Origin of the sequence: Acinetobacter sp. YH16056_T (assembly GCF_024605895.1) — a bacterium.
Lineage (GTDB): Bacteria > Pseudomonadota > Gammaproteobacteria > Pseudomonadales > Moraxellaceae > Acinetobacter > Acinetobacter amyesii.
Window position 1 is genome coordinate 487,554 of sequence record NZ_CP094545.1, and the last position, 20,490, is coordinate 508,043.

General features: G+C 40.8%; 23 protein-coding genes. 12 read left to right on the plus strand and 11 right to left on the minus strand.

All coding sequences use genetic code 11. The annotated features are described in order from the left end of the window. The first annotated feature begins 91 nt into the window (after positions 1–91). Complete coding sequence (locus MST17_RS02410; protein ID WP_180026044.1) at positions 92–1,021, plus strand: DMT family transporter; 930 nt, start codon at positions 92–94, stop codon at positions 1,019–1,021. Positions 1,022–1,075: 54 nt separating this feature from the next. Here MST17_RS02410 and MST17_RS02415 read toward each other — a convergent pair whose 3' ends face one another. Continuing rightward, positions 1,076–2,323, minus strand: coding sequence for a YihY family inner membrane protein (locus MST17_RS02415; protein ID WP_078192438.1), 1,248 nt, complete (start codon positions 2,321–2,323; stop codon positions 1,076–1,078). Positions 2,324–2,435: 112 nt separating this feature from the next. On the opposite strand from MST17_RS02415, the gene wrbA reads away from it, so the two are divergent. Together wrbA and MST17_RS02425 are read left to right on the plus strand one after the other, a co-directional pair. Next, positions 2,436–3,029 carry an NAD(P)H:quinone oxidoreductase gene (wrbA, locus tag MST17_RS02420; RefSeq protein ID WP_180026043.1) on the plus strand — a complete coding sequence of 198 codons (594 nt, stop codon included), beginning with the start codon at positions 2,436–2,438 and terminating at the stop codon, positions 3,027–3,029. A 349-nt stretch (positions 3,030–3,378) separates the two neighbouring features. Then, positions 3,379–3,534 carry a hypothetical protein gene (locus tag MST17_RS02425; protein WP_180026042.1) on the plus strand — a complete coding sequence of 52 codons (156 nt, stop codon included), beginning with the start codon at positions 3,379–3,381 and terminating at the stop codon, positions 3,532–3,534. Between the two features lie 109 nt (positions 3,535–3,643). On the opposite strand, the gene MST17_RS02430 is transcribed toward MST17_RS02425, so the two are convergent. From MST17_RS02430 to MST17_RS02445, 4 genes are all read right to left on the minus strand, one after another. Next, positions 3,644–4,042, minus strand: a complete 399-nt coding sequence (locus MST17_RS02430; RefSeq protein WP_180026120.1) for a hypothetical protein — start codon at positions 4,040–4,042, stop codon at positions 3,644–3,646. Positions 4,043–4,311: 269 nt separating this feature from the next. Then, positions 4,312–4,887: a xanthine phosphoribosyltransferase gene (locus MST17_RS02435; RefSeq protein WP_180010539.1), complete on the minus strand. Its 576-nt coding sequence runs from the start codon at positions 4,885–4,887 to the stop codon at positions 4,312–4,314. 90 nt (positions 4,888–4,977) lie between these two features. Beyond that, positions 4,978–5,691 (minus strand): DUF3108 domain-containing protein, encoded by a 714-nt coding sequence (locus MST17_RS02440; RefSeq protein ID WP_180010540.1) that lies wholly within the window; start codon positions 5,689–5,691, stop codon positions 4,978–4,980. A 158-nt stretch (positions 5,692–5,849) separates the two neighbouring features. Continuing rightward, positions 5,850–6,533 (minus strand): hypothetical protein, encoded by a 684-nt coding sequence (locus MST17_RS02445; protein ID WP_111885941.1) that lies wholly within the window; start codon positions 6,531–6,533, stop codon positions 5,850–5,852. Between the two features lie 258 nt (positions 6,534–6,791). On the opposite strand from MST17_RS02445, the gene MST17_RS02450 reads away from it, so the two are divergent. Then, entirely contained in the window at positions 6,792–7,649 is an 858-nt protein-coding gene (locus MST17_RS02450; protein WP_213033255.1) for an energy transducer TonB, read from the plus strand. A gap of 3 nt (positions 7,650–7,652) precedes the next feature. On the opposite strand, the gene MST17_RS02455 is transcribed toward MST17_RS02450, so the two are convergent. From MST17_RS02455 to miaB, 4 genes are all read right to left on the minus strand, one after another. Further along, a complete protein-coding gene (locus MST17_RS02455) occupies positions 7,653–7,943 on the minus strand; it encodes an antibiotic biosynthesis monooxygenase (RefSeq protein ID WP_180026041.1) in 291 nt (96 codons plus the stop codon). A gap of 63 nt (positions 7,944–8,006) precedes the next feature. After that, positions 8,007–8,489, minus strand: a complete 483-nt coding sequence (gene ybeY / locus MST17_RS02460; protein WP_078192431.1) for an rRNA maturation RNase YbeY — start codon at positions 8,487–8,489, stop codon at positions 8,007–8,009. A gap of 9 nt (positions 8,490–8,498) precedes the next feature. Next, positions 8,499–9,590, minus strand: a complete 1,092-nt coding sequence (locus MST17_RS02465; protein ID WP_111885944.1) for a PhoH family protein — start codon at positions 9,588–9,590, stop codon at positions 8,499–8,501. Positions 9,591–9,628: 38 nt separating this feature from the next. Continuing rightward, positions 9,629–11,086: a tRNA (N6-isopentenyl adenosine(37)-C2)-methylthiotransferase MiaB gene (miaB, locus tag MST17_RS02470; RefSeq protein ID WP_180026040.1), complete on the minus strand. Its 1,458-nt coding sequence runs from the start codon at positions 11,084–11,086 to the stop codon at positions 9,629–9,631. A gap of 308 nt (positions 11,087–11,394) precedes the next feature. Between miaB and MST17_RS02475 the strand changes: the two genes are divergently transcribed. The 5 genes from MST17_RS02475 (at position 11,395) to MST17_RS02495 (ending at position 16,048) form a co-directional block, all read left to right on the plus strand. Next, positions 11,395–13,371 carry a lytic transglycosylase domain-containing protein gene (locus MST17_RS02475; protein ID WP_180026039.1) on the plus strand — a complete coding sequence of 659 codons (1,977 nt, stop codon included), beginning with the start codon at positions 11,395–11,397 and terminating at the stop codon, positions 13,369–13,371. A gap of 126 nt (positions 13,372–13,497) precedes the next feature. Further along, on the plus strand, positions 13,498–14,079 hold the full coding sequence (locus tag MST17_RS02480; protein ID WP_171262588.1) for a ribonuclease I: 582 nt from the start codon (positions 13,498–13,500) through the stop codon (positions 14,077–14,079). A 170-nt stretch (positions 14,080–14,249) separates the two neighbouring features. Continuing rightward, positions 14,250–15,236 (plus strand): malate dehydrogenase, encoded by a 987-nt coding sequence (locus tag MST17_RS02485; RefSeq protein ID WP_180026038.1) that lies wholly within the window; start codon positions 14,250–14,252, stop codon positions 15,234–15,236. Positions 15,237–15,424: 188 nt separating this feature from the next. Continuing rightward, complete coding sequence (locus MST17_RS02490) at positions 15,425–15,685, plus strand: DUF2789 family protein (RefSeq protein WP_180003486.1); 261 nt, start codon at positions 15,425–15,427, stop codon at positions 15,683–15,685. A 105-nt stretch (positions 15,686–15,790) separates the two neighbouring features. After that, the gene (locus MST17_RS02495; protein ID WP_078189234.1) at positions 15,791–16,048 is read left to right on the plus strand and encodes a DUF2789 family protein; all 258 of its coding nucleotides are present in this window, start codon (positions 15,791–15,793) and stop codon (positions 16,046–16,048) included. Positions 16,049–16,097: 49 nt separating this feature from the next. On the opposite strand, the gene MST17_RS02500 is transcribed toward MST17_RS02495, so the two are convergent. Both MST17_RS02500 and MST17_RS02505 read right to left on the minus strand, forming a co-directional pair. Next, a complete protein-coding gene (locus tag MST17_RS02500) occupies positions 16,098–16,625 on the minus strand; it encodes a hypothetical protein (RefSeq protein WP_180026037.1) in 528 nt (175 codons plus the stop codon). A gap of 71 nt (positions 16,626–16,696) precedes the next feature. After that, the gene (locus MST17_RS02505; RefSeq protein ID WP_180026036.1) at positions 16,697–17,299 is read right to left on the minus strand and encodes a 2OG-Fe(II) oxygenase; all 603 of its coding nucleotides are present in this window, start codon (positions 17,297–17,299) and stop codon (positions 16,697–16,699) included. A 114-nt stretch (positions 17,300–17,413) separates the two neighbouring features. Here MST17_RS02505 and MST17_RS02510 point away from each other — a divergent pair, with 114 nt between their 5' ends. From MST17_RS02510 to MST17_RS02520, 3 genes are read left to right on the plus strand one after another with little or no spacing between them, the layout of a single operon-like run. Continuing rightward, positions 17,414–18,271 carry a 23S rRNA (adenine(2030)-N(6))-methyltransferase RlmJ gene (locus MST17_RS02510; protein ID WP_078189232.1) on the plus strand — a complete coding sequence of 286 codons (858 nt, stop codon included), beginning with the start codon at positions 17,414–17,416 and terminating at the stop codon, positions 18,269–18,271. Positions 18,272–18,312: 41 nt separating this feature from the next. Further along, positions 18,313–19,137, plus strand: a complete 825-nt coding sequence (gene pssA / locus MST17_RS02515) for a CDP-diacylglycerol--serine O-phosphatidyltransferase (protein ID WP_180010549.1) — start codon at positions 18,313–18,315, stop codon at positions 19,135–19,137. Between the two features lie 36 nt (positions 19,138–19,173). Next, positions 19,174–20,250, plus strand: a complete 1,077-nt coding sequence (locus MST17_RS02520; protein ID WP_180026035.1) for a DUF6670 family protein — start codon at positions 19,174–19,176, stop codon at positions 20,248–20,250. Positions 20,251–20,490 lie beyond the last annotated feature (240 nt).

Consider the following 20,490-nt stretch of genomic DNA (forward strand, 5'->3'; position numbering starts at 1 on the left):
CTGAATAAGAAGATCACTTGTCTATTTTGAAGTATATATTTTATTTCTGACAGTTCTATAGTGTTGCTTATCGTATTGTCGAGTAAATAGTGTGGAACAGCGTAAGGCGCTAGATGCAAAAGCTTCTGGCCTGATGATTATTTTGTGCATGATTTTAGGGATTCAGCAGGTCATTTTGAAATTGGCCGCGGTTGATATTGCGCCGATCATGCAAATTGCCATTCGATCGGGTTTGGCTGCGCTGTTGGTCTTTCCACTGATTCGTCTCAAGCCGGGAACACATTTATATACACGCGAATACTTGCTGCCGGGTATTTGGTTGGCGTTTTTATTTTCAGCCGAATTTATTTTAGTGGCAGAATCCCTGCGCTATACCTCTGCATCACATACCGTTGTCTTGCTCTATACCGCACCGATTTTTGTGGCATTAGGTTTACATTGGAAGTTGCCTGAAGAAAAACTCACAGCGATCCAATGGGTCGGTATTTTTATTGCCTTTTCAGGAATAGTACTGTCGTTTATGGGACGTGAAAGTAGTACTACAGTCAACACTCAAGCCCTGTTGGGTGATGCGATGGCATTACTTGCTGGGGTGATGTGGGCCTTGACCACCATTTCATTAAGACTCACCAAACTCTCTGATGCACCTCCGACTCAGACCTTGTTTTATCAGTTGGTTGGTGGTTGTGTATTTTTATTACCCGTGGCGTGGCTGACAGGACAAATGACTGTACATTGGACGGTGTTGTCCATCAGCAGTATGATTTTTCATGTGCTCATTATTTCATTTTTTAGCCTGATGCTTTGGTTTTGGCTGTTAAGTAAATATCTGGCCAATGGTCTGGGCGTTTTTTCATTCCTTACCCCAATCTTTGGACTGGTCTTTGGCGTATTGATCTTAAACGAAACGATTGAACTGAACTTTATTTTGGGAACGGCCTTAGTAATGGTTGGAGTGATGACGGTAACCTTGCATCGGTGGTTGTCTAAATTGATGGGACATCAGTGCACAGCGATCTAATATCATGTATAAATTAAAAGGGAGAACTGCAGTTCTCCCTTTTAATTTATACGGTTATTTTTCTTCAAAAATAGTCGCAAGCGGTATCGAGAGTTTGGCCGCGAGATAATCATCCGATTCGACCAGTTGCGGCCCAATTTTTTCCATCCAAACATCATCTGGATCGACGCGACCTAAATCTTGCCGTTTAGGGAGCGGATAGGGCAGCTTACTGTAAAAACTCCAAAAGTCCACTTGGGTTAAATTACGAACTAAAACATAATGATCATCATCTGTACGTTTAATCAGGTGTTGCTCTTCAAACAATAAAATATAGCTTGGCAGGCGGCCGATTTCATCACGCCCTAAAACCTCAAGCGCTTCTTTTTCTGTCACGCTCTGACCGAGTTTTTGCTTTTTATAAAATAATTCAAGCAAATCCATCAACATAATAACAGGATGACGTTTTTGGTCGTTGCCCGAATTGAAAGCGGTCAGTGCATAACTAATTTCTACCCCAATCAGTACGATATTCCATGAAAGGAATATCCAAAGCAGGAAAATTGGCACTGCAGCAAAAGCACCGTAAACGATTTGATAACTGGTGAAATTTGACATGACAAAACCAAAGAGGTTTTTGAGTAATTCAAATACCACGGCACTAAAGACACCCGCGATCAGCGCCGCCTTAATCGGCACACTGCGGTTGGGAATCGTCCAATACAGAATGAAAAAACCTAAAATGGTCAATGAAAAAGACAAGATCCACAGCAGAAAAGCCCCATCCAGTTCATAGCCGGCAAAATTATTGCTGAGGACATTCATAGAGGCCAAGGTAGATGACACAACAAATGCGCTACCCAATAAGATTGGGCCTAATGAGATAATAGTCCAATAGCGCATAAAGCCAATAATGCCGCCACGTGTCTCACGCACCCGCCAAATTCGGTTAAATACTGTCTCAATGCTGGTCAGCATCATAACTGTGGTAATGAATAAAAACAGTACACCAATAACAGTCAGGTTACTGGATTTATCGGTGAATGCATTCAGTGCTTTATCAAAAGCAATTGTCGTTTTCGGTAGGAAATTACTATAAATCAATTGTTGAAGCTGTTGACGAGCAGGTTCTAAAGCTTTAATTGAGGAGATGATGACCAAGAATACGGTCAACATGGGTACCACTGCAAACAAGGTGGTATAGGTTAATGATCCTGCTTGTTCACGGCAGCGATCGGCTTCAAAACGTCGAATGACAAATAAAACAAACTGAAACCATTTCTTGTCGTAAAAGGGAAGTTTTTTTAAAAATGCTTCGATCATTCGTTCAAGTCTCGAGTTATTTTAGTCATGTTTATGCAATTTTCATCACTTAGCTTAACCAAAAAATAGGAAAAATACCGTATAGTTTTCTTTTTTCATTGAATTTATAAAAATGACGCAAGCTTATGTACTGGTGTTGTATTACAGCAAATATGGTTCAACACGTGAGATGGCACATTTAATTGCCAATGGAATTGAAGCGTCTGGAATGGCAGTAAAAATACGAACCGTTCCAAATTTATCTACTGTGGTGACTGACGTGCAGCCCAGTATTCCTGCCGAAGGCGATATTTACTGTAGCTTAGATGACTTAGCGCATTGCTCAGGTTTAGCCCTTGGTTCGCCAACACGTTTTGGTAATATGGCGTCGGAAATGAAATATTTCTGGGATCAAACCACAGCGCTTTGGCTCAATGGCGCATTACATGGCAAACCTGCCTGTGTGTTTACCAGTTCAGGTTCAATGCATGGGGGACAGGAAAGTACTTTGCTGACCATGCTGCCGCCTTTGTTTCATCACGGAATGATGGTTATGGGTTTAACTAATGCCCATCCTGCATTATCGAATACCAAAACGGGTGGTACACCTTATGGTGCAAGCCATGTCAGTGGTCCACGCCATGATCAGTCATTGAGTCAAGATGAGCGTAACTTGTGTGAAGAGCTGGGTAAACGCCTAGGCGAAGTCGTCAAAAAGTTGATTTGATACTTACTTGCTCTAGGAAGTTGCGCTAACTTTGTAGCGAACGGGCAAGAAAAGGTTTAAATATTGCACTTTTCTTGCTTTATTTACGTGTGACGTCTTTTTATTTATGACGTTGTATACCGCCCAAAATATAAAAATAAATCTGTCGAACTATTCCTGAAATATTAAAAATAAATAATATCAATAATATATTGAAATTTTTTAAATACAGCCTGCTCAGTGATGGCCTTGAGTCGAATATTGCTGTCTCGTTGGGCGCGTTATTTTTATTTTTTGATTACATGATTTGTATTTAAATTTCTTCTTTAGGGGGGGTGATGTCTATTGTTAATTTTCTAATGACTTTCCTGTGTTCCGTATTGGCTGCATCTTCCTTGTGTACGGCAATGCCAGTTTATACAGTATGGATTTCCCGCAAGAGAAAAAAGCTGAAGAAAAAGAATTTTTGGCGAAACAAGATCAAGTCAAAGCAGAATCAAAATCTTTAACTGATGCTTCAAAATAATTGATTCGCCATGGTTTTCGAATAGCATTTCAATAGACTAGAAATACATATTAGAAAAACAATAACCTATAAAAAAAGAGCGCTGATGCGCTCTTTTTTTATATCCAATTTAGTCTTGATCCGAAGTCTTTGCAGCGTCTTCAGGCTGTTGCTCAACTTCAAAGCGCTGTTTGCAGTCTAAACATTGGTAGTCGAGAAAAATATTTTGATCGACGATCACGCCGGCTTTTTTACCAAAACGGTGTCCTAGAAAACCGCCTGTAATGCCGACGCTAATTGCACCAACAAAAGTACCGATGGTTCCGCCCATAATCACGCCAAGTGGGCCTGCAGTCACACCACCAATCGCAGCACCAATAGATGCGCCAGATGCCGCACCACCGACAGTCCCTGCAGCAGTTCCTGCACCACTGAGTAAAACCCCACCAATTTTTTGTAAGTTTTGTTCATGGTTACGCTTTTCAATATGGGTTGATCCACATCTTGGACATTTAACTGTCGGTTCCATGTTTTGATCTTCTGTATTCATAACTTTCCGTAGCCTTAAAAAATAAAGTGGCCGAATTTATGGTGCAGCATAATGTAATTTGACAGATGAGTAGTTGACCCATTTGATCAAATGCAACGATTTTCCTGAATTTTATCGAGTTTTGCGCACAGATGTTTTGTCTGCTTGTAACCAAGGCGTTAAAAAGTACGCTCTACGTCACCTTAATCGTAAGTTTTTAGCAAAAAAAAGAACACCTGATGTGTTCTTTTTTTCTTTTGAACGCAAACTTAGTCACGAACAAATTCAACTGTACCATTCGCCAGTGATTTCACACGTGCCAATGATTCAACGCGATAGCCTTTTTCAAGCAAAATATCACGACCAGGTTGGAATGATTTTTCAATCACGATACCGATACCCAATACTTCAGCACTTGCTTGATGAATAAGATCTGCAAGACCTAAAGCCGCTTGACCATTGGCCAAGAAGTCATCAATCACTAAAACTTTATCTTCAGCATTGATGTGCTTTTTAGAAATCGCGATAGTGCTTTCAGTTTGTTTCGTAAAAGAAAACACTTTTGAGCGATACAAATCATCTTTTAAGGTTAAAGATTGATATTTACGTGCAAAAATCACAGGAACACCAAGTTCAAGACCAGCCATTACTGCAGGTGCAATACCTGATGCTTCAATCGTAATGATTTTTGTGATGCTAGCATCTTTAAAAAGACGGGCAAATTCTTGACCAATTTGCTGCATCATCACAGGGTCAATTTGGTGGTTCAGGAAAGAATCGACTTTCAGAACTTCTTCAGAGAGAACGATACCTTCAGCTAAGATTTTCTGTTCCAGAGCGTGCACGGGAGAATCCTCGAGGGGCAGGTGCTTTTTAAAGCAAAAGCGTATTTTAAAAAGCACCGTGAAAAATGCAAGCGAAATTGATCAAATCAATTAATTTGTTGCACCTTTATAGCCCGTTAACAATAAACCGTAAGAGGTTTTATTGTCTTGGTGGGAAACTTTGACAGGTAGGTAATCTAGTTTTGGTGCTAACCAGAAAGTCGTTTGACGGCCTGGTTTATCATGACGCATCACGACTTTCACGGTGTCAAAAGTTCCATAAGTGGTTTTCACTTTTTCAGTGCCTTGTTTCACGAACTTACGAGCTTCAACCTCTTTGGCATCGGCAATGTAGTAATTCGATTTCAAACCACCATTTTTTAAATCTTCACGAATTTGCAATTCAGCATTGAGTTCATCTAACACACCTGATTTCCACGCAAATGAACGCGCTTTATCATCTTTTTTGGTATTAATGGTTTTTGCGCCAGCATTAAAATTAATATTCATGGTGTTGTTGTGCACCAAAATTTTGCTGCTGCGGCTAAAGCTGTTCGAGTGAATTTGGCTGCCATTTAAACTAAAACGACTGGTTTCAGTTGCAGAGGCCATCGCACCAGCTTTTGCTGCGAAAACATACGTCCAGTTATTCCCAGATTGTTTTAGGGTACGTGTTGCAGAACCCAAGTTTTTGCCGTTGTAATTAAACTGGTAGCTTGCTTGGAATGGACTCATGGCAAATGACTGACTTGAGAAACCAGTCAAAAGCAGTGTAGTCGATACCCCAGCAACAAGACCTAAATTTTTCAAAACTGAATGTGCCATAAGTATGGTTTTCCTATTCAATAGAAGTGCGGTGGGCTAAACCACCTGATATGTTTATTATGCGGCTGGATTGTGGAGAATCACGTCACAAATCCGTGCCTAATGTATATATTGTGTAGCGTTTTTATAGGTTCAAGATGCCTAAGTACAGGATAAGTCTAGCTTTCCTTTTGCTTTATAGGCGTGACTTCATCGTCTTTTAAATTTGAATCATCCCAGTCTTCCATCCGTTCTTGCGACATTTTGGTGAACAATGCTGTTAAATTAACATTACCAATCACCACCAATTCGGCCTCACGTAAAACAGCATGGTTGACATGGACTTTGCCCAGTGTGTCGATAATCGATCGACTTTTACCGAGCCAGCGATTCAGGTCTAAATACAGTAAATCATCTTTAACTTTGATCACATTGAGCTTTTCCAAAATCATACCCAATGGATCTTGGTTGAGTACTTTTTGATAGAACCATAACGCCATGCGCACGCCCATCTTATACAGAACATTTGGATACTTTGCTTCAATCACTTGTGTATCACTAATTTGTTCAAATACGATCAATTGGGTTTGTTTGTTGAGTTCCATTTGTACCAGTTTTAAATCAACAGAGAGTGTTATGATCAGCCCGTTATAATCCAATGTGGCATACAGTCGAAGCCAGTCATCATGCAGGTCAGCATGCAAGTCTTTGAGCATTTTCACATTATCGGTGACAAAGCGCTGAAATGTCGCATTTAAAAACACTTGAGACATTGGGAATTCACGCTCATCTTCAATAAATCCTTCAGCTTTTTGGTACACTTGGCGTATACGTTTAGCGATATTGGAAACTAGCGTTTGCATAAGAAGTGCATCCTGACAAATTATGTTTTTTAACGATGTTTATCTTGTCGATTTCTATAAAAACACAAGGTTTTGATCTTGCAGTTTAGCAAAATAAATTGCACCATTTTCATGATTTTAATTGTGCATTATCGATGTGTTGATGGATTTCTCGTTTTCATCAAAAAATGAATACGAGTTTTATTTTATACTGTTTTAAGCAGTTTGGGGAATGCGGCAAATTGTCGGTTTAATGTGATGCTGAAAAAAATAACGTTCATGCCCTTGATGAAAGAGTGGTGGAAAGATCCCATATTTGCAACTGCATTGGCGTTTGCTGCTGTGTTGCATTTGGCTTTTTTAACCATGCAATTTACCATGCCCCAAGAGGCGGATTATAACACCAAAGAAATTGCAGTTTCTTTACGTCCTACGACGGAAAAAATTGAACATGCGGACTTTTTAGCGCAAGCCGATCAGCAGGGCTCGGGGACATTCCGTGAGTCACATCGGATGTCGAGTGACATGCCTGCACCGATGATCGAACAAAAAGCCGGTGAGCAAAAAAGTGAAGCTTTAGAGCAACTGCAACAAAAAAAAGAGCTCAGTTTTGAAGATAAAGTGTTGATGACAACTTTGAGTTGGCAAAAACAAGCGGAAGAAAACAGTCGCAAAAAAGCTGTTGAGGAGTTGAATAGTCAGTTTCAGGCCAAGGCTGCGATGGTGGCGAGTATCGAAGCTCAATATTTACAACGTCAGCAAAACTTTAGCCGTCAGCAAAAAATTAAAACCATAGATGGTATTCAAGCCAAGCAAGATGTTTCTGCGGCCTATATGGAAAAGTTTCGTGAAAAAGTCGAGTTTTACGGTAACCGTTACTATCCTGAAGCGGCAAAACAGCAGCAGCTACGAGGTGAAGTACGCTTAATGGTTATTTTGAACAGTAATGGCGGGATTCGTGCCATTCGTTTGATCGAAAGTTCAGGTTCAAGCTTATTGGACGAAGCTGCAAAAACCTCTGTGCGTAAGGCGGCACCTTTTGGTTTGTTTGATGCCAAAATGAAAGACATCTCAGAACTTCGTATTGTGCGGACTTGGCGCTTCGATCCTGCAGAAGCAGAGTTTGAGGTTCGTTAAAATTCAGTTGTGATAGCGTCGCAAAACTTCGCAGATTTCGACGCTAAAACTTGCATACCATTGGTTTTTCCCCAATTGCTGCGCCACCAGATGTTGTGCATCTTGCTGCCAAGCTCGAATGTCTTCTAAGGTATTCCAGTAGGAAAGGGCGATTTCATGCTCAGCCTCTGTTAGCGCTTCAAAATGTTGACAGTTAAAGTGTGTCAAGGCTTTGTCTCTAAGCTGCTGTGCAGTCGAAAAATACAATTCATCAAGCGTACGAATGCGTGCTTTAAAAATCACGACATATTGCATATCTTTCCTTCCTTGGTTTTTATGACGATAAAAAAAGCGAGCCGTAGCTCGCTTTTTTGGTTCTTAATCTCTTTCCAGATAAGGGTTATCAAACCCCAATTTGGCTAAAATCTCAATTTCCAACGCTTCCATTTCTTCAGCATCTTCATCAGAGGTTTCATGGTCATAGCCCATCAGGTGCAACGTACCGTGTACCAGCATATGCGTAAAGTGGGTCAGGGGTGCTTTGCTTTGTTCTTGTGCTTCTCGAAGAACTACAGGAATACAAATCACCAAGTCGCCAATCGGAAATGAGTCTAAAACTGCCGCCATTTCATCCGGGAGATCGCTCGGAAAAGACAACACATTGGTCGGTTTGTCTTTACCACGATATTCCAAGTTCAATTTGTGGCTTTCGTCATTGTCCACACATGCAATACCGATCTCACAATCACTTTGTGTATCGATATGACGTAAAGCCGTTTCCACGACTTTTTTGATATGCGCACGTTTCACCACCAATTCAGGTGACTGAAAATTTTGCTGCAAGGAGAGATTAAGTTTCAAAATGAATCCTTAAATGTTTTCGTCTTGATGCTGCCCATCAGCTTTAGCATCATTGTCCGCCACCAAGGCCTCCTGACGTGCTTTACGTTCTGCACGTTGTTCAGCCGTGAGGCGATGTTGTTCGCTGTCCCATCCCTCATAGGCTTCAACAATTTTTTGAACCAATTGATGACGTACCACGTCACGAGAGTGGAAGCGAGTAATATGAATTTCTTTGATTTTTTCAATCACACGTAAGGCATGTGCCAAACCAGATTGTTGACCGCGAGGTAAATCGACCTGTGTAATGTCGCCAGTGATTACCGCACGAGAACCAAAACCTAAACGGGTGAGGAACATTTTCATTTGTTCAGGGGTGGTGTTCTGTGCTTCATCTAAAATCACAAAGGAATGATTTAGGGTACGACCACGCATGTAGGCCAGAGGAGCAACTTCAATCACTTGACGTTCTATCAGTTTTGCGACTTTTTCAAAACCGAGCATTTCATACAAAGCGTCGTATAGCGGACGTAAGTAAGGGTCAATTTTTTGGCTCAAATCACCGGGTAAAAACCCCAGTTTTTCACCGGCTTCAACCGCAGGGCGAACCAATAAAATGCGTTGAATTTCGTTGCGTTCTAGCATATCTACAGCAGCGGCGACCGCGAGATAAGTTTTACCTGTACCCGCTGGGCCAATACCGAAAGAAATATCACTTTGTAAAATACGTTGCACGTAGCGTTTTTGATTGGCGCCACGTGGGTTGATCCGACCTTTACGAGTTTGTAGATAAACATTATCTAAACCGGTGTGCTCATTTTCAGAAAAATCTTCCTGAATTTCGCGGTCGGTCTGACTGCCTTGAATCATCATGTGTAAGATATCAGCACTAATCTGTGGATTGGTTTCGGACTCTTCATAAAGACGGTGAAGGAGGCTTTCGGCTCTCTCAACCGCATCGATTTCCCCATCGACAAAAAAAGCATCTGCGCGATGAGAAATTTTGACATCTAAACGTTGTTCAATTTGTTTGAGATGACCGTTATAGGCACCGAGCATGCTTTGTAAACGGTCAAGTGGAATACCAGCAAAAGTTACAGTACGTCGAATCGCTGCAGTCAAGAGAATTCCTTTAAATTGGTCTGACGATTAAGCTTACATTACGCCACGTCAGGCTCAAGATTCAAGAGTTCACCATAAACAAACTTCAAAGTTTTAATATCGGTCACTTCAATCTCTGCAAAACGCCCAACCCATGCAGGATCACCAATGAAGCTGACCAAACGTGTATTGTCTGCAGTACCAATCAGCAAGTTCGGATCTTTGTCAGAAACAGACTCAACCAAGACACGTTGAATGGTGCCTAGCATGGCATCAGTTTTATCAATACTCGATTGTTTAATCCATTGTTGAACTTTGGCAAGACGTTCTTTTTTCACATCTTCAGGGGTGGTGTCTTCAAGTTCTGAAGCAGGAGTACCTGGACGTTTTGAGTAGATGAAACTGTATGAATGATCGAAGTCCATATCTTGGATAAATTGATAAGTTTCTTCGAAGTTCTCGTTAGTTTCACCTGGGAAGCCAATAATAAAGTCGCTAGATAAATGCATATCAGGGCGAACTTGACGTAATTTTGCAATCTTATCGATATAAACATCAATCGTGTGGTTACGTTTCATGGCTTGTAGCACGTCGTTTGAACCACTTTGAACTGGTAGATGTAAGTGAGAAACCATTTGCGGTAAGTCACGGTAGCACTGAATCAAGTCATCGTTAAATTCAAGCGGGTGCGATGTGGTGTAACGAATACGGCCAATCCCCGGAATCTCAGCGACTAAACGTAATAAGTCTGCAAAGGTACAGATTTCACCTTCAAAGGTTTCACCACGGTAGCCATTCACGTTTTGACCGAGTAATGAAATTTCTCGTACGCCTTTTTCAGCTAAAGTGGCAATTTCAGCCAATACGTCATCGAGTGGGCGAGAAACTTCTTCACCACGGGTGTAAGGAACCACGCAGAATGAACAGTATTTAGAACAGCCTTCCATGATAGAAACAAAGGCTTTAAAACCTTCCACACGCGGTTCAGGTAAAAAGTCGAATTTTTCAATATCAGGGAATGAAATATCCACCAATTGAATTTTTTCTTTTTTCGGTTTGACCACTTGCTCAGTATGCTGATCTAACATTTGCGGTAAACGGTGCAAGGTTTGTGGACCAAAGACCATATCAACATACGGTGCACGTTTTTGAATGTTGTCACCTTCCTGAGAAGCAACACAGCCACCGACACCAATTACCAAATCTGGATTTTTTTCTTTCAGCTTGCGCCAACGGCCTAACTCAGAAAATACTTTTTCTTGTGCTTTTTCACGAATAGAGCAGGTATTCATCAGGAGAATATCGGCTTCTTTAGGGTCGTTCGTCAGCACATAGCCGTGAGAATCACCTAAAAGGTCGCCCATACGTTGACTGTCATACTCATTCATCTGACACCCTTGCGTTTCGATGTACAGTTTTTTCACTGCTCCATCTTGAGCTGGGGTGTGCTGTGGCTGGGTAACAGTGTTATCTGGGGCAGCTTGGGCACTATTGGGGATGAAGGTTTGAACCGTCATGTAGGCTCCTAAAGGAATTTTATGAAAATCAATAACCATACGTGGCTGACAGACAATTCAATCAGTCGAATTGTGCAGCTGCGGAGGTCAAAAAAGGGGATTTTAAGAATGGGCAATATTTTAGCAGTAATTCACTAGAAACTTACAGCCTAAAATGACAACTCTGCCATATTGATTTATGAAGTAAAAATGTTTGAAAATTAATATTGGCTAATCATAAGGTTACATAACAGAACACAATGCAGAGTTTAGAATTATTAAACTAATTCCTAAATAAAGTTCGATGTGTTGTAACCGGGCGGAATGACATGAAAGAAGGCAAGTGGATGTTAAAACATAATTTTAAACAGAAAAATTACGCTAAATTACTTGCTTTGAGTGTGGGACTCTCCGGAATTTCTGCGTTTGCCCAAGCCGCAGATGAGCAGTTTAACGATGCTTTACGTGCTGCGAATGCAGGCAATATAGGTTTGTTACAACAATACCAATCATCCATGCAAAATGATGTTTTGGGCTATTACCCAGAATATTGGTTGCTCAATAACAATTTGGCTTCACAGCCTGCAAGTGCGATTACTAATTTTGTACAGCGTTATCCAAACTCGGCAATGGCAGAAAAATTAGCCGCAGATTATGTTGAAGAAAAAGTCAAACAAGCCGATTTCGCTACAGCACAGCCTGTCTTGCAATATGTGACTAATGCTGACCGTGCTGAAACCTGTGCCATGGCCCAAGTTCGTGCCAAGTCAGGCGATCCACTGGTTTATGCAGAATTTAAAGATGTATGGTTGACCACAAACTCACAACCTGATTCGTGTACTGGCTTGGGCCGTATGATGTTATCAAGTCCTTTAATGACTCAAGATGACCGCCATCAACGGATGTGGGGGCAGTTAAGAGCCGGACAGTCAGGGCAAGCGATTGCGACTGCGCAAACCATTGGCGTGAATATTAATTTATCGCAACTCAACACCATTCAAGCCAATCCACTGAATTATTTATGGTCTGCACCCAAAGCCACAGCTGAAGATCATGCATACCTGATTTATGCGATGGGTCGCTTGGCCGATAGCGACTTAAATGGCGCGATTTCTTCGGTGAAACGTGCAGCAGAAGGCACACCAGCCGATGTACAAAAAGCCCTATACCGTAGTGTCGGGTATATCGGTGGTACAACGGTGATGAAAAACAATTTCAACCGTGAAGTTCTAAATTATCTTGATTTGAGTTATGGACTGCCTTTTAGTGCAGAAGAAGCCGAGATTTATGCGCGACAAGCCATTCGTTTTGGCGCATGGGAAAGTGTCATTCGTGCAATTGATGCGATGAGCGTTTCGCAAAAGCAAGAAGACCGTTGGCAATATTGGTTAGCACGAGCATCTGAACAACGTGGAGATGCCTCATCTAAACGTGCGGCAAAAGAAATTTATCGCAAGCTTGCCGTTGGCGATGATTACCATAATTTGTTAGCACGTGACAAAATTGGTCAGTCTTATAACAATATTCCGTCAAATGTGCAGCCTTCGTCACAAGATGCGCAGCGTCTCAGTCAGGATATTCACTTCCGTCGTGCCTTTGCATTGCGCAATATTAATGCATCTGACAGCTATATTAACCGTGAATGGAACTGGGCAGTGCGTCAAGCCTATTTAAAGCATGATGATGGCATGATTCTTGCCGCAGCTAAACGTGCAACCGATATGGGTTGGTATGATCGGGCGATTTATGCGGCAGATCGAACCACTAAACAGCACAATTATGCTTTACGTTATGCTATGCCGCATCAAAATTATGTGGTGAGTCATAGTCGTAATGCCGGCATTGACCCTGCATGGGCTTATGGTTTGATGCGTCAAGAAAGTCGGTTTGTCACTAGCGCACGTTCACATGTCGGTGCCGGTGGTTTAATGCAAATTATGCCAGACACCGCAAAATTGGTGGCTCGTCAGATGGGGGAGAGTTATAACCCCGCTGCATTAACGGATATGAATACCAATATTCGTTATGGCACTTTCTATTTATCGATGATTCAACGTCAATTGAGTAATAGTCCAGTCTTAGCGACCGCAGGTTACAATGCGGGTCCAAATCGTGCTCGACGCTGGCAGCCTGAATATCAAGCAATTGCAGCGGATCAATATACGGAATCGATTCCATTAACGGAAACTCGAGACTATGTAAAACATGTGATGACCAATGCAACCCATTACGGCCTTTTATTGGGTCAGGGACCCCAATCGATTGAAAAACGAATGCAAATGATTCCATTACGGAATGCGCAATAAACCTTAAAGCAAGATGCGCCTGCTTTTAGGTGCAATATGGGTAAATAATGAATGCCGAACATGGACATTAGACCTGCTTATCGAATACTGACATCACTGCTCATCGGCAGTGGTGCAGGCTTTAGTATGTCTGTGCTTTCGGCAGCACCCGTGGTCAATGGTTATGTGATGGATGTGCAAATGGTGCCTGCTGTTTGCGCTTATGACCCATTAAAAAGTAAAAAGCGTAAATGTCTGGAAGGGTATTCACTCAATATCACGGGTCTATATCCAGAAACCTCTACACGTGATTGCACGACCAATAGTTCAGCTAAACTTTCTCCGTTGCAAGCGAAAGTGGTTGCACGGATTATGCCTGATGAAAATGCTCGCGTGGCGCTTTGGCACAATACAGGCGGCTGTGTCCCAATGAATGCCAGCCAGTATTTCAGAACCATTATTAATCATGCAGATAAACTAAAAATTCCAGATGAATTGACTAGCCAAGAAACCCAGTCCATTCAAGCCAATGTCTTGCGTAATAAAATGTTGCGTATGAACAGCGGATTGGTATCACAAAGTATTGAATTTAACTGTATGCAAACCCGTGGTGGTAGCCTACTGACTGAGATTAAAATCTGCTATAAAAACAATGGTCAGTACAAAAGTTGCCCTACGACTATCGTCGGAAATTGTCCTGCAACTTTCATAATTAAAGGTTCTTTCTAAGCTTTTTTCGGCATTTTATTTATATTTCCTATCATACTTTTGTTGAAAAGCATTCTCTTTTACATGCAAGCGTCAAAAGATTGGAGTACAATCTTTGCCGTTTATGATTATTAAGATTAGATAGAACAGCTATTTAATCATTATGACCTTCCTCAATTGGAGATAATTACATGAAGCAAGCAGTTCGTGTTGCCGTTACTGGCGCAGCTGGTCAAATCGGTTATAGCTTATTATTCCGTATCGCAAGCGGTGAAATGTTGGGTAAAGACCAACCAGTTATCCTTCAATTATTAGAAATTCCAGTTGAGAAAGCTCAACAAGCGCTTAAAGGCGTAATGATGGAACTTGATGACTGCGCATTCCCTCTTTTAGAAGGTATGATCGGTACTGATGATCCTAAAGTTGCATTCAAAGATGCTGACTACGCTCTTCTTGTAGGTTCACGTCCACGTGGTCCTGGTATGGAACGTGCTGACCTTCTTAAAGTAAACGGTGAAATCTTCATCGGTCAAGGCCAAGCACTTAACGAAGTTGCTAGCCGTGACGTTAAAGTTCTTGTTGTAGGTAACCCTGCAAACACTAACGCTTACATCGCAATGAAATCTGCTCCAGATCTTCCAGCGAAAAACTTCACAGCAATGTTACGTCTTGACCACAACCGTGCGTTAACTCAACTTGCTCAAAAAGCTGGTGTTGCAGTTTCTGACATCGAAAACATGACAGTTTGGGGTAACCACTCTCCAACAATGTATGCGGACTACCGTTTTGCAAATGTAAACGGCGAAAGCTTAAAAGACAAAATCAACGATGCTGTTTGGAACAAAGACGTATTCCTTCCAACTGTTGGTAAACGTGGTGCTGCGATCATCGAAGCGCGTGGTCTTTCTTCTGCTGCTTCTGCTGCAAACGCTGCAATCGACCATATGCGCGATTGGGCTCTTGGCACAAACGGCAAATGGGTAACTATGGGTATTCCTTCTGACGGTTCTTATGGTATCCCTGAAGGCGTAATGTTCGGTTTCCCTGTAACAACTGAAAACGGCGAATACAAAATCGTTCAAGGTCTTGAAATCGACGAATTCAGCCGTGAACGTATCAACTTCACTCTAAACGAGCTTGAAGAAGAACGTGCAGCAGTTGCTGACATGGTTAAATAATTTAATTTTTTAAATTAAATTATAAAAAGGCACTCCATTTGGGGTGCTTTTTTTATGGCGTCCGAAAAATACCACGCTTGAATTTTGAACAAAAAATAACACGTTGAGATGCTGTTGCAACTGACAAAGTCAAATAAACAGATAACTATAAAGATGGGAGAAATGTTATTGGCTTGAGGAGAACGGCAATGTTTGATCAACAACCGACGTTGGAACTATTTTTTGAACAATTGGGGTTGGATGCAACTCCGGAAGGCATCGATCAATTTATCGAAACGCATCAAATCACCATGGATGTTCCACTGCATGAAGCGCCATTTTGGACGAAGTCACAGCGTGACTTCATTATCAGTCATTGGAAAAAAGATGATGACTGGGCCATAGTGGTCGATATTTTAAATGAACAATTGCATACAGAACATAAGCTTTCCGGATCATGCAAAATCTAAATACAATTTGAAACAACAAACCTAGTTTTAACGCTAGGTTTTTTTATCTGCATCATATAAGTTAATTAAATAATAAATGACAGATTAGTTGATAAGGAGGGCGAGATGCTCAATCAAAATAAACCATCCTTAGCTTTATTGTTTTCTCAATTGGGGTTAGCCAGCAGTCCAGCTGCGATCGAGTTATACGTACGTACGCATCAGCTTGCCGCAAGTGAAAATTTACATGATGCGCCGTTTTGGAATAAAGCACAGCGCGACTTTCTAATCAGCCATTTAGTACAAGATGATGATTGGGCCATTTGGATTGATGAGCTGAATCAACAGTTGCATATGGATGCATATAAGCTACAACCAGCATAGATTTCACTTCTCCATAAATAAAAAACACCTCTTCGGAGGTGTTTTTTATTTAGTGCAGTTTACTTTGGCGTAATTCTAAAAACCAAGTTTCTTGGCGATAAGGATTAAATGCAGGATGCTCAAGTAATGTGGTGAGTTTGAATTCTTGAGATTTGCTGTATTTATATAACCAGTGGCGGGTTAACGCAGGTTCTTGTTTTACTGCAGAGGCATAGGCCAAATAGAAGTAGATGTCGCCATGTTCAGCTTTGGACATCGGTTTCATAATCTGCTGGGTAATCAGGGCATAGCGCTGCTCTTTGGTGATTTCAAAAAATACCATATAGGCTTTGGCTAAATGCACAGACAAATTGATGTATAGCTCAATCGACATTTCTTCAAATTCAATCCGGCTTTGCTCAAGTAGAACAATGGCTTCTTGCAGAAAATACACTTGTTCTTGATGGTTCTTACTTAAATTAACCAATTGCAGGCGTAAGTCTGCACGCTCAAGGGCAAGTTCAGGGCTGTTGCCTTGTAGAAATAATTGATCGGTTTCGCCAATACGTTGAATAATTTTATGACTGTTTTGACGCATCGGGTACATCCTCATCTATGAATGACTCATATATGAGGATAGTTTAAGGGATTTAAAGGAGGAATCTCGAATTACCACATCGAGTTGTCATTACGTAGCCAAGCCGTAATCGATAAACGTTGATGTTTAGCTTCGAGTACCTCGTGTAATAGGTCACTTTGGAATAATGCAATGCGATTCGGTTTAGGTTCTAAAATATGCCAAACATCATTCTTATCTTGTAAGCGCAATTCACCGCCCCAGTCGGCTTGCCAATGTTCATGTAAATAATAAACCGCTGAAATGACACGTCCATTTTTGCCTTGAGGATTATCTTTATGCAGAGCATAAAATTCACCTGCGTTATAACAGGCAAAATGTGCTTCGACTTCGTGAATGCCAGAAAAAAATGCGCGATTAAATTGTTCTGATAAATGTTCTAACGCTTGAACGTGTTCTTGTGCGACATCTAAGGTGTCGTTAATCCATAAAATATGATCACTTCTAATTTTACTGATGACCCCATTTTGTACGGCTGCATCCCTAAATTTATTTAAATTTGACATACATTCTTCAACAAGTGCATGTATATATTCAGCAGGATAAGCGTCATCAATAATGCTAAACCCGTGTTGATCTAAATCATCGAGGATTTGATCAACCGGCCAAGACTTTGGGAGAAAGGCTGTTTCCATATACGAACCATAAAGTTGTGGAAAAAAAGGTGACGTATTCTAGAGCAAGAATAGCATCGGAATGAAACTATTTTTCATGCTAAAATGTCCGTTGATATCAGGAATTAAAGAAACATGAATTACCGTCACCATTTCCATGCAGGCAACTTTGCCGACGTGATGAAGCACGTTTTGCTGCTTCAGTTATTAAGTCGACTGAATGCAAAAGATAAACCTTATCGCTATGTAGATACACATGGTGGTGCGGGTAAATATGATCTTTCGACCTCTGAAGCACAGAAATCAGGTGAGTTTTTAAATGGTATTCATCGTTTAGTTAAGCTCGATGATTCGATTAAACGCAATGCGCCTGAAGGTGTTCAACAATATTTAAAAGTTGTTGAAAAAATGCGTGAAAACTTTGGTAAAGGTGCTTATCCAGGCTCTCCATGGTTTGCACTTGAAGGCATGCGTGAAACTGATAAAGCCACGATTTTTGAAATGCAGCGTGATGTATTCCAACAATTGCGCCACAATATTTTTGATAAACGTGCAGGCTTGCATGAGCGTGATGCTTACGAAGGTTTACTGGGTGTAATTCCACCAAAAGAAAAACGTGGTTTGGTCATGATTGACCCGCCTTACGAATTAGAACGTAAAGATTTTCCACAGCTTGTAGAATTGTTGGTGGCTGCTTATAAAAAATGGCCGACAGGCGTTTTTGCGGTATGGTATCCAATTAAAGACCGCGCGATGATTGAACGTTTTGAAAAGAAAATGTACAAAACCGGCATTCGTCGTCAGTTGGTTTGCGAAATTTGTGTATGGCCAGATGACACTCCAGTCGGTCTAAATGGTTGTGGTTTATTGGTGATTAACCCACCTTGGAAATTCTCTGAAGATGCGGACGAAGCATTACAATGGTTGTTCCCACATCTTCGTATGAATGAAAATGGTGGTCATGCAGCCGTACGTTGGTTGGTTGGCGAATAATTTTAAACTTGAAAAAGAAAGGTCACAGTTAGGATCGAACAATGACAAATACAAATAAACCTGAGCGGGAAATTTCTTCAAAGGATGAAAATGCATTTGATGGCATTACATTTGAAGTTGAAGAAGAGGAGCATACCCATGAAGGGCATAAAGTGAAACGTCGTGGGATCTATCTGTGGCCAAACTTGATTACAACTGCAGCGTTGTTATCCGGCTTTTATTCAATAATTGCCAGTATGAATGGTGAGTTTCAACAAGCCATTTATGCTATTTTTCTTGCAGCATTATTTGATGGTTTGGATGGACGTGTCGCACGTGCTATCGGCGCACAAAGTCCATTTGGTGAACAGTTTGACTCCTTATCAGACTTGCTAGCATTTGGTGTTGCACCTGCCATTTTAATGTATAGCTGGAGTCTAAATGACTTAGGCCGTATTGGCCTGGCAGCATGTTTTGTTTACACCGCATGTGCAGCCTTCCGTTTGGCACGTTTTAACGTACAAATTGGGGTCGTCGATAAACGTTACTTTATTGGTGTTGCAAGTCCACTCGCAGCCGTTATGATTATTTCATTGGTATGGGTAGGTATGGATATCCCTGCGGTCTTCGACTTACGCGAAATAGGTATTCAGATTTTTAATGCGGTAGTGATTATTGCAGTGGGTCTATTGATGATCTCAAATGTAAAATACTATTCATTTAAAACGGTGGATCGTCGCCGTGTTCCATTTGCGGTGTTACCAATCATAGTCTTTGTTTTAGCTGCTGTAACGTATAATATTCCAATGGGTATTTTAATTATTTCAGTAATTTATGCATTGTCTGGCTTTGTCACAACCTTAATGGCAAAAAAGGCTGAAGCATGAGTTAAAACATGAAATAAAAATGAAAAGGAGCTTGATATGCAGATATTTCAAGATTTCTTGGATCAATCAAGACGACTGAATCAAGCTCCAGATTTACAACATAAAAAAATAAATCTACATGCGCCGAATATGCCATATCCTTCAGTCCATTATGGACTTTGTCTACCGAATCTTCCTGCGCCCTTACATTATCTTAACTTTATGAGTTGGCTCGGGCAGCCTCAGATTCCCGCTTTTCAAAATCCTGCGTCCATTCAACAAGACGAACTCAATACAGCCACAGTAATGACCAGTGTGAGTGGTCATATAGTTGGGCAATTACAATCATATTCCATCAAAGACGACTGTAGTCTGAGTGAGACCGTCTTTAAATTTAGAGACAAAGAACTGATTGGTTGGGATGGTGCGGTATTTCAAATCCATCGAGAAGATACTGAACTCAGTTTAGATTTGTCCGTGCAAACTACCGATATTTCTTCGTGTTTAATTAAATTAAGATTGGGTCTTGCTGAATATTGGTCAGTGATGTGCCAATGTGAAGGGCAAATCAAATTTCAGGGCCAGATGTATGATGTAAATCAGTTGGCGGTATTATCTTATGCACAAATACGCAAGTTTCCATATTTACCTTTAGCGTTTTATACCCATCAGGTAATCAACCTTAGCCGACAGCGTCAAATTATCTTTATGCAAACGCGAGATCGTTATAACAATATTTTGAGTTCGCGTTTATATCTAAGAGATTTAAATCAGCAGCAAGTGTTCATGGCAGACCAAGGTGTGTTCTTTAAAGTCATGCGCGTTTATCCCGTTGTTAAAACCCCCAATTTGCAAAAAATGTATTTGCCACGTGAATTTGAATGGATTTACCAAAATGACAAAATGAAAATACATGTACAAGCGCAGAGCCGTGGGGATTTTAAATTTGGACTCGGCGCAGGTTATGCAGGAAGCTTTAACTATCAAATCAAAATCAATGACGAAATTGAGTGTGGGGAAGGTGGATACTGTGAATATGTCGATTGTCGAGCTTTGAAATGGCAAGAAAAGAATGAAAAAGATAAATTAACGGACAAATATGGAAATATTGTCCCTTTTATGCTCAAAAAATAGTAAAAAAACTCAATTTAGTAGAATAAATAAACAAACGTAATGGAAAATTAAAAATAAATGGAAAAGGGTATTGCAACGGTTCTGAAATGCTGTAGAATGCACATCCATCGGCGGTGATGAAGATTAAAACTTCTGATAAAACAATGACTTGGTTAAATTGATTAAGTTCGGTTTTATTTGATAAGTTTAAAAATAATTTGAATTACTGGTTGACTCTTTAGAAATAAAGAGTAATATAGC

Coding starts and splice junctions, on each gene's coding strand:
- MST17_RS02485 (WP_180026038.1), top strand. CDS start 14,250: ATGAAGCAAGCAGTTCGTGTTGCCGTTACTGGCGCAGCTGGTCAAATC.
- MST17_RS02455 (WP_180026041.1), bottom strand. CDS start 7,943: ATGCAATATGTCGTGATTTTTAAAGCACGCATTCGTACGCTTGATGAA.
- miaB (WP_180026040.1), bottom strand. CDS start 11,086: ATGACGGTTCAAACCTTCATCCCCAATAGTGCCCAAGCTGCCCCAGAT.
- pssA (WP_180010549.1), top strand. CDS start 18,313: ATGACAAATACAAATAAACCTGAGCGGGAAATTTCTTCAAAGGATGAA.
- MST17_RS02430 (WP_180026120.1), bottom strand. CDS start 4,042: ATGGAACCGACAGTTAAATGTCCAAGATGTGGATCAACCCATATTGAA.
- MST17_RS02475 (WP_180026039.1), top strand. CDS start 11,395: ATGAAAGAAGGCAAGTGGATGTTAAAACATAATTTTAAACAGAAAAAT.
- MST17_RS02450 (WP_213033255.1), top strand. CDS start 6,792: ATGCCCTTGATGAAAGAGTGGTGGAAAGATCCCATATTTGCAACTGCA.
- MST17_RS02520 (WP_180026035.1), top strand. CDS start 19,174: ATGCAGATATTTCAAGATTTCTTGGATCAATCAAGACGACTGAATCAA.
- MST17_RS02445 (WP_111885941.1), bottom strand. CDS start 6,533: ATGCAAACGCTAGTTTCCAATATCGCTAAACGTATACGCCAAGTGTAC.
- MST17_RS02500 (WP_180026037.1), bottom strand. CDS start 16,625: ATGCGTCAAAACAGTCATAAAATTATTCAACGTATTGGCGAAACCGAT.
- wrbA (WP_180026043.1), top strand. CDS start 2,436: ATGACGCAAGCTTATGTACTGGTGTTGTATTACAGCAAATATGGTTCA.
- MST17_RS02415 (WP_078192438.1), bottom strand. CDS start 2,323: ATGATCGAAGCATTTTTAAAAAAACTTCCCTTTTACGACAAGAAATGG.
- MST17_RS02480 (WP_171262588.1), top strand. CDS start 13,498: ATGTCTGTGCTTTCGGCAGCACCCGTGGTCAATGGTTATGTGATGGAT.
- MST17_RS02510 (WP_078189232.1), top strand. CDS start 17,414: ATGAATTACCGTCACCATTTCCATGCAGGCAACTTTGCCGACGTGATG.
- MST17_RS02440 (WP_180010540.1), bottom strand. CDS start 5,691: ATGGCACATTCAGTTTTGAAAAATTTAGGTCTTGTTGCTGGGGTATCG.
- MST17_RS02505 (WP_180026036.1), bottom strand. CDS start 17,299: ATGGAAACAGCCTTTCTCCCAAAGTCTTGGCCGGTTGATCAAATCCTC.
- MST17_RS02495 (WP_078189234.1), top strand. CDS start 15,791: ATGCTCAATCAAAATAAACCATCCTTAGCTTTATTGTTTTCTCAATTG.
- MST17_RS02490 (WP_180003486.1), top strand. CDS start 15,425: ATGTTTGATCAACAACCGACGTTGGAACTATTTTTTGAACAATTGGGG.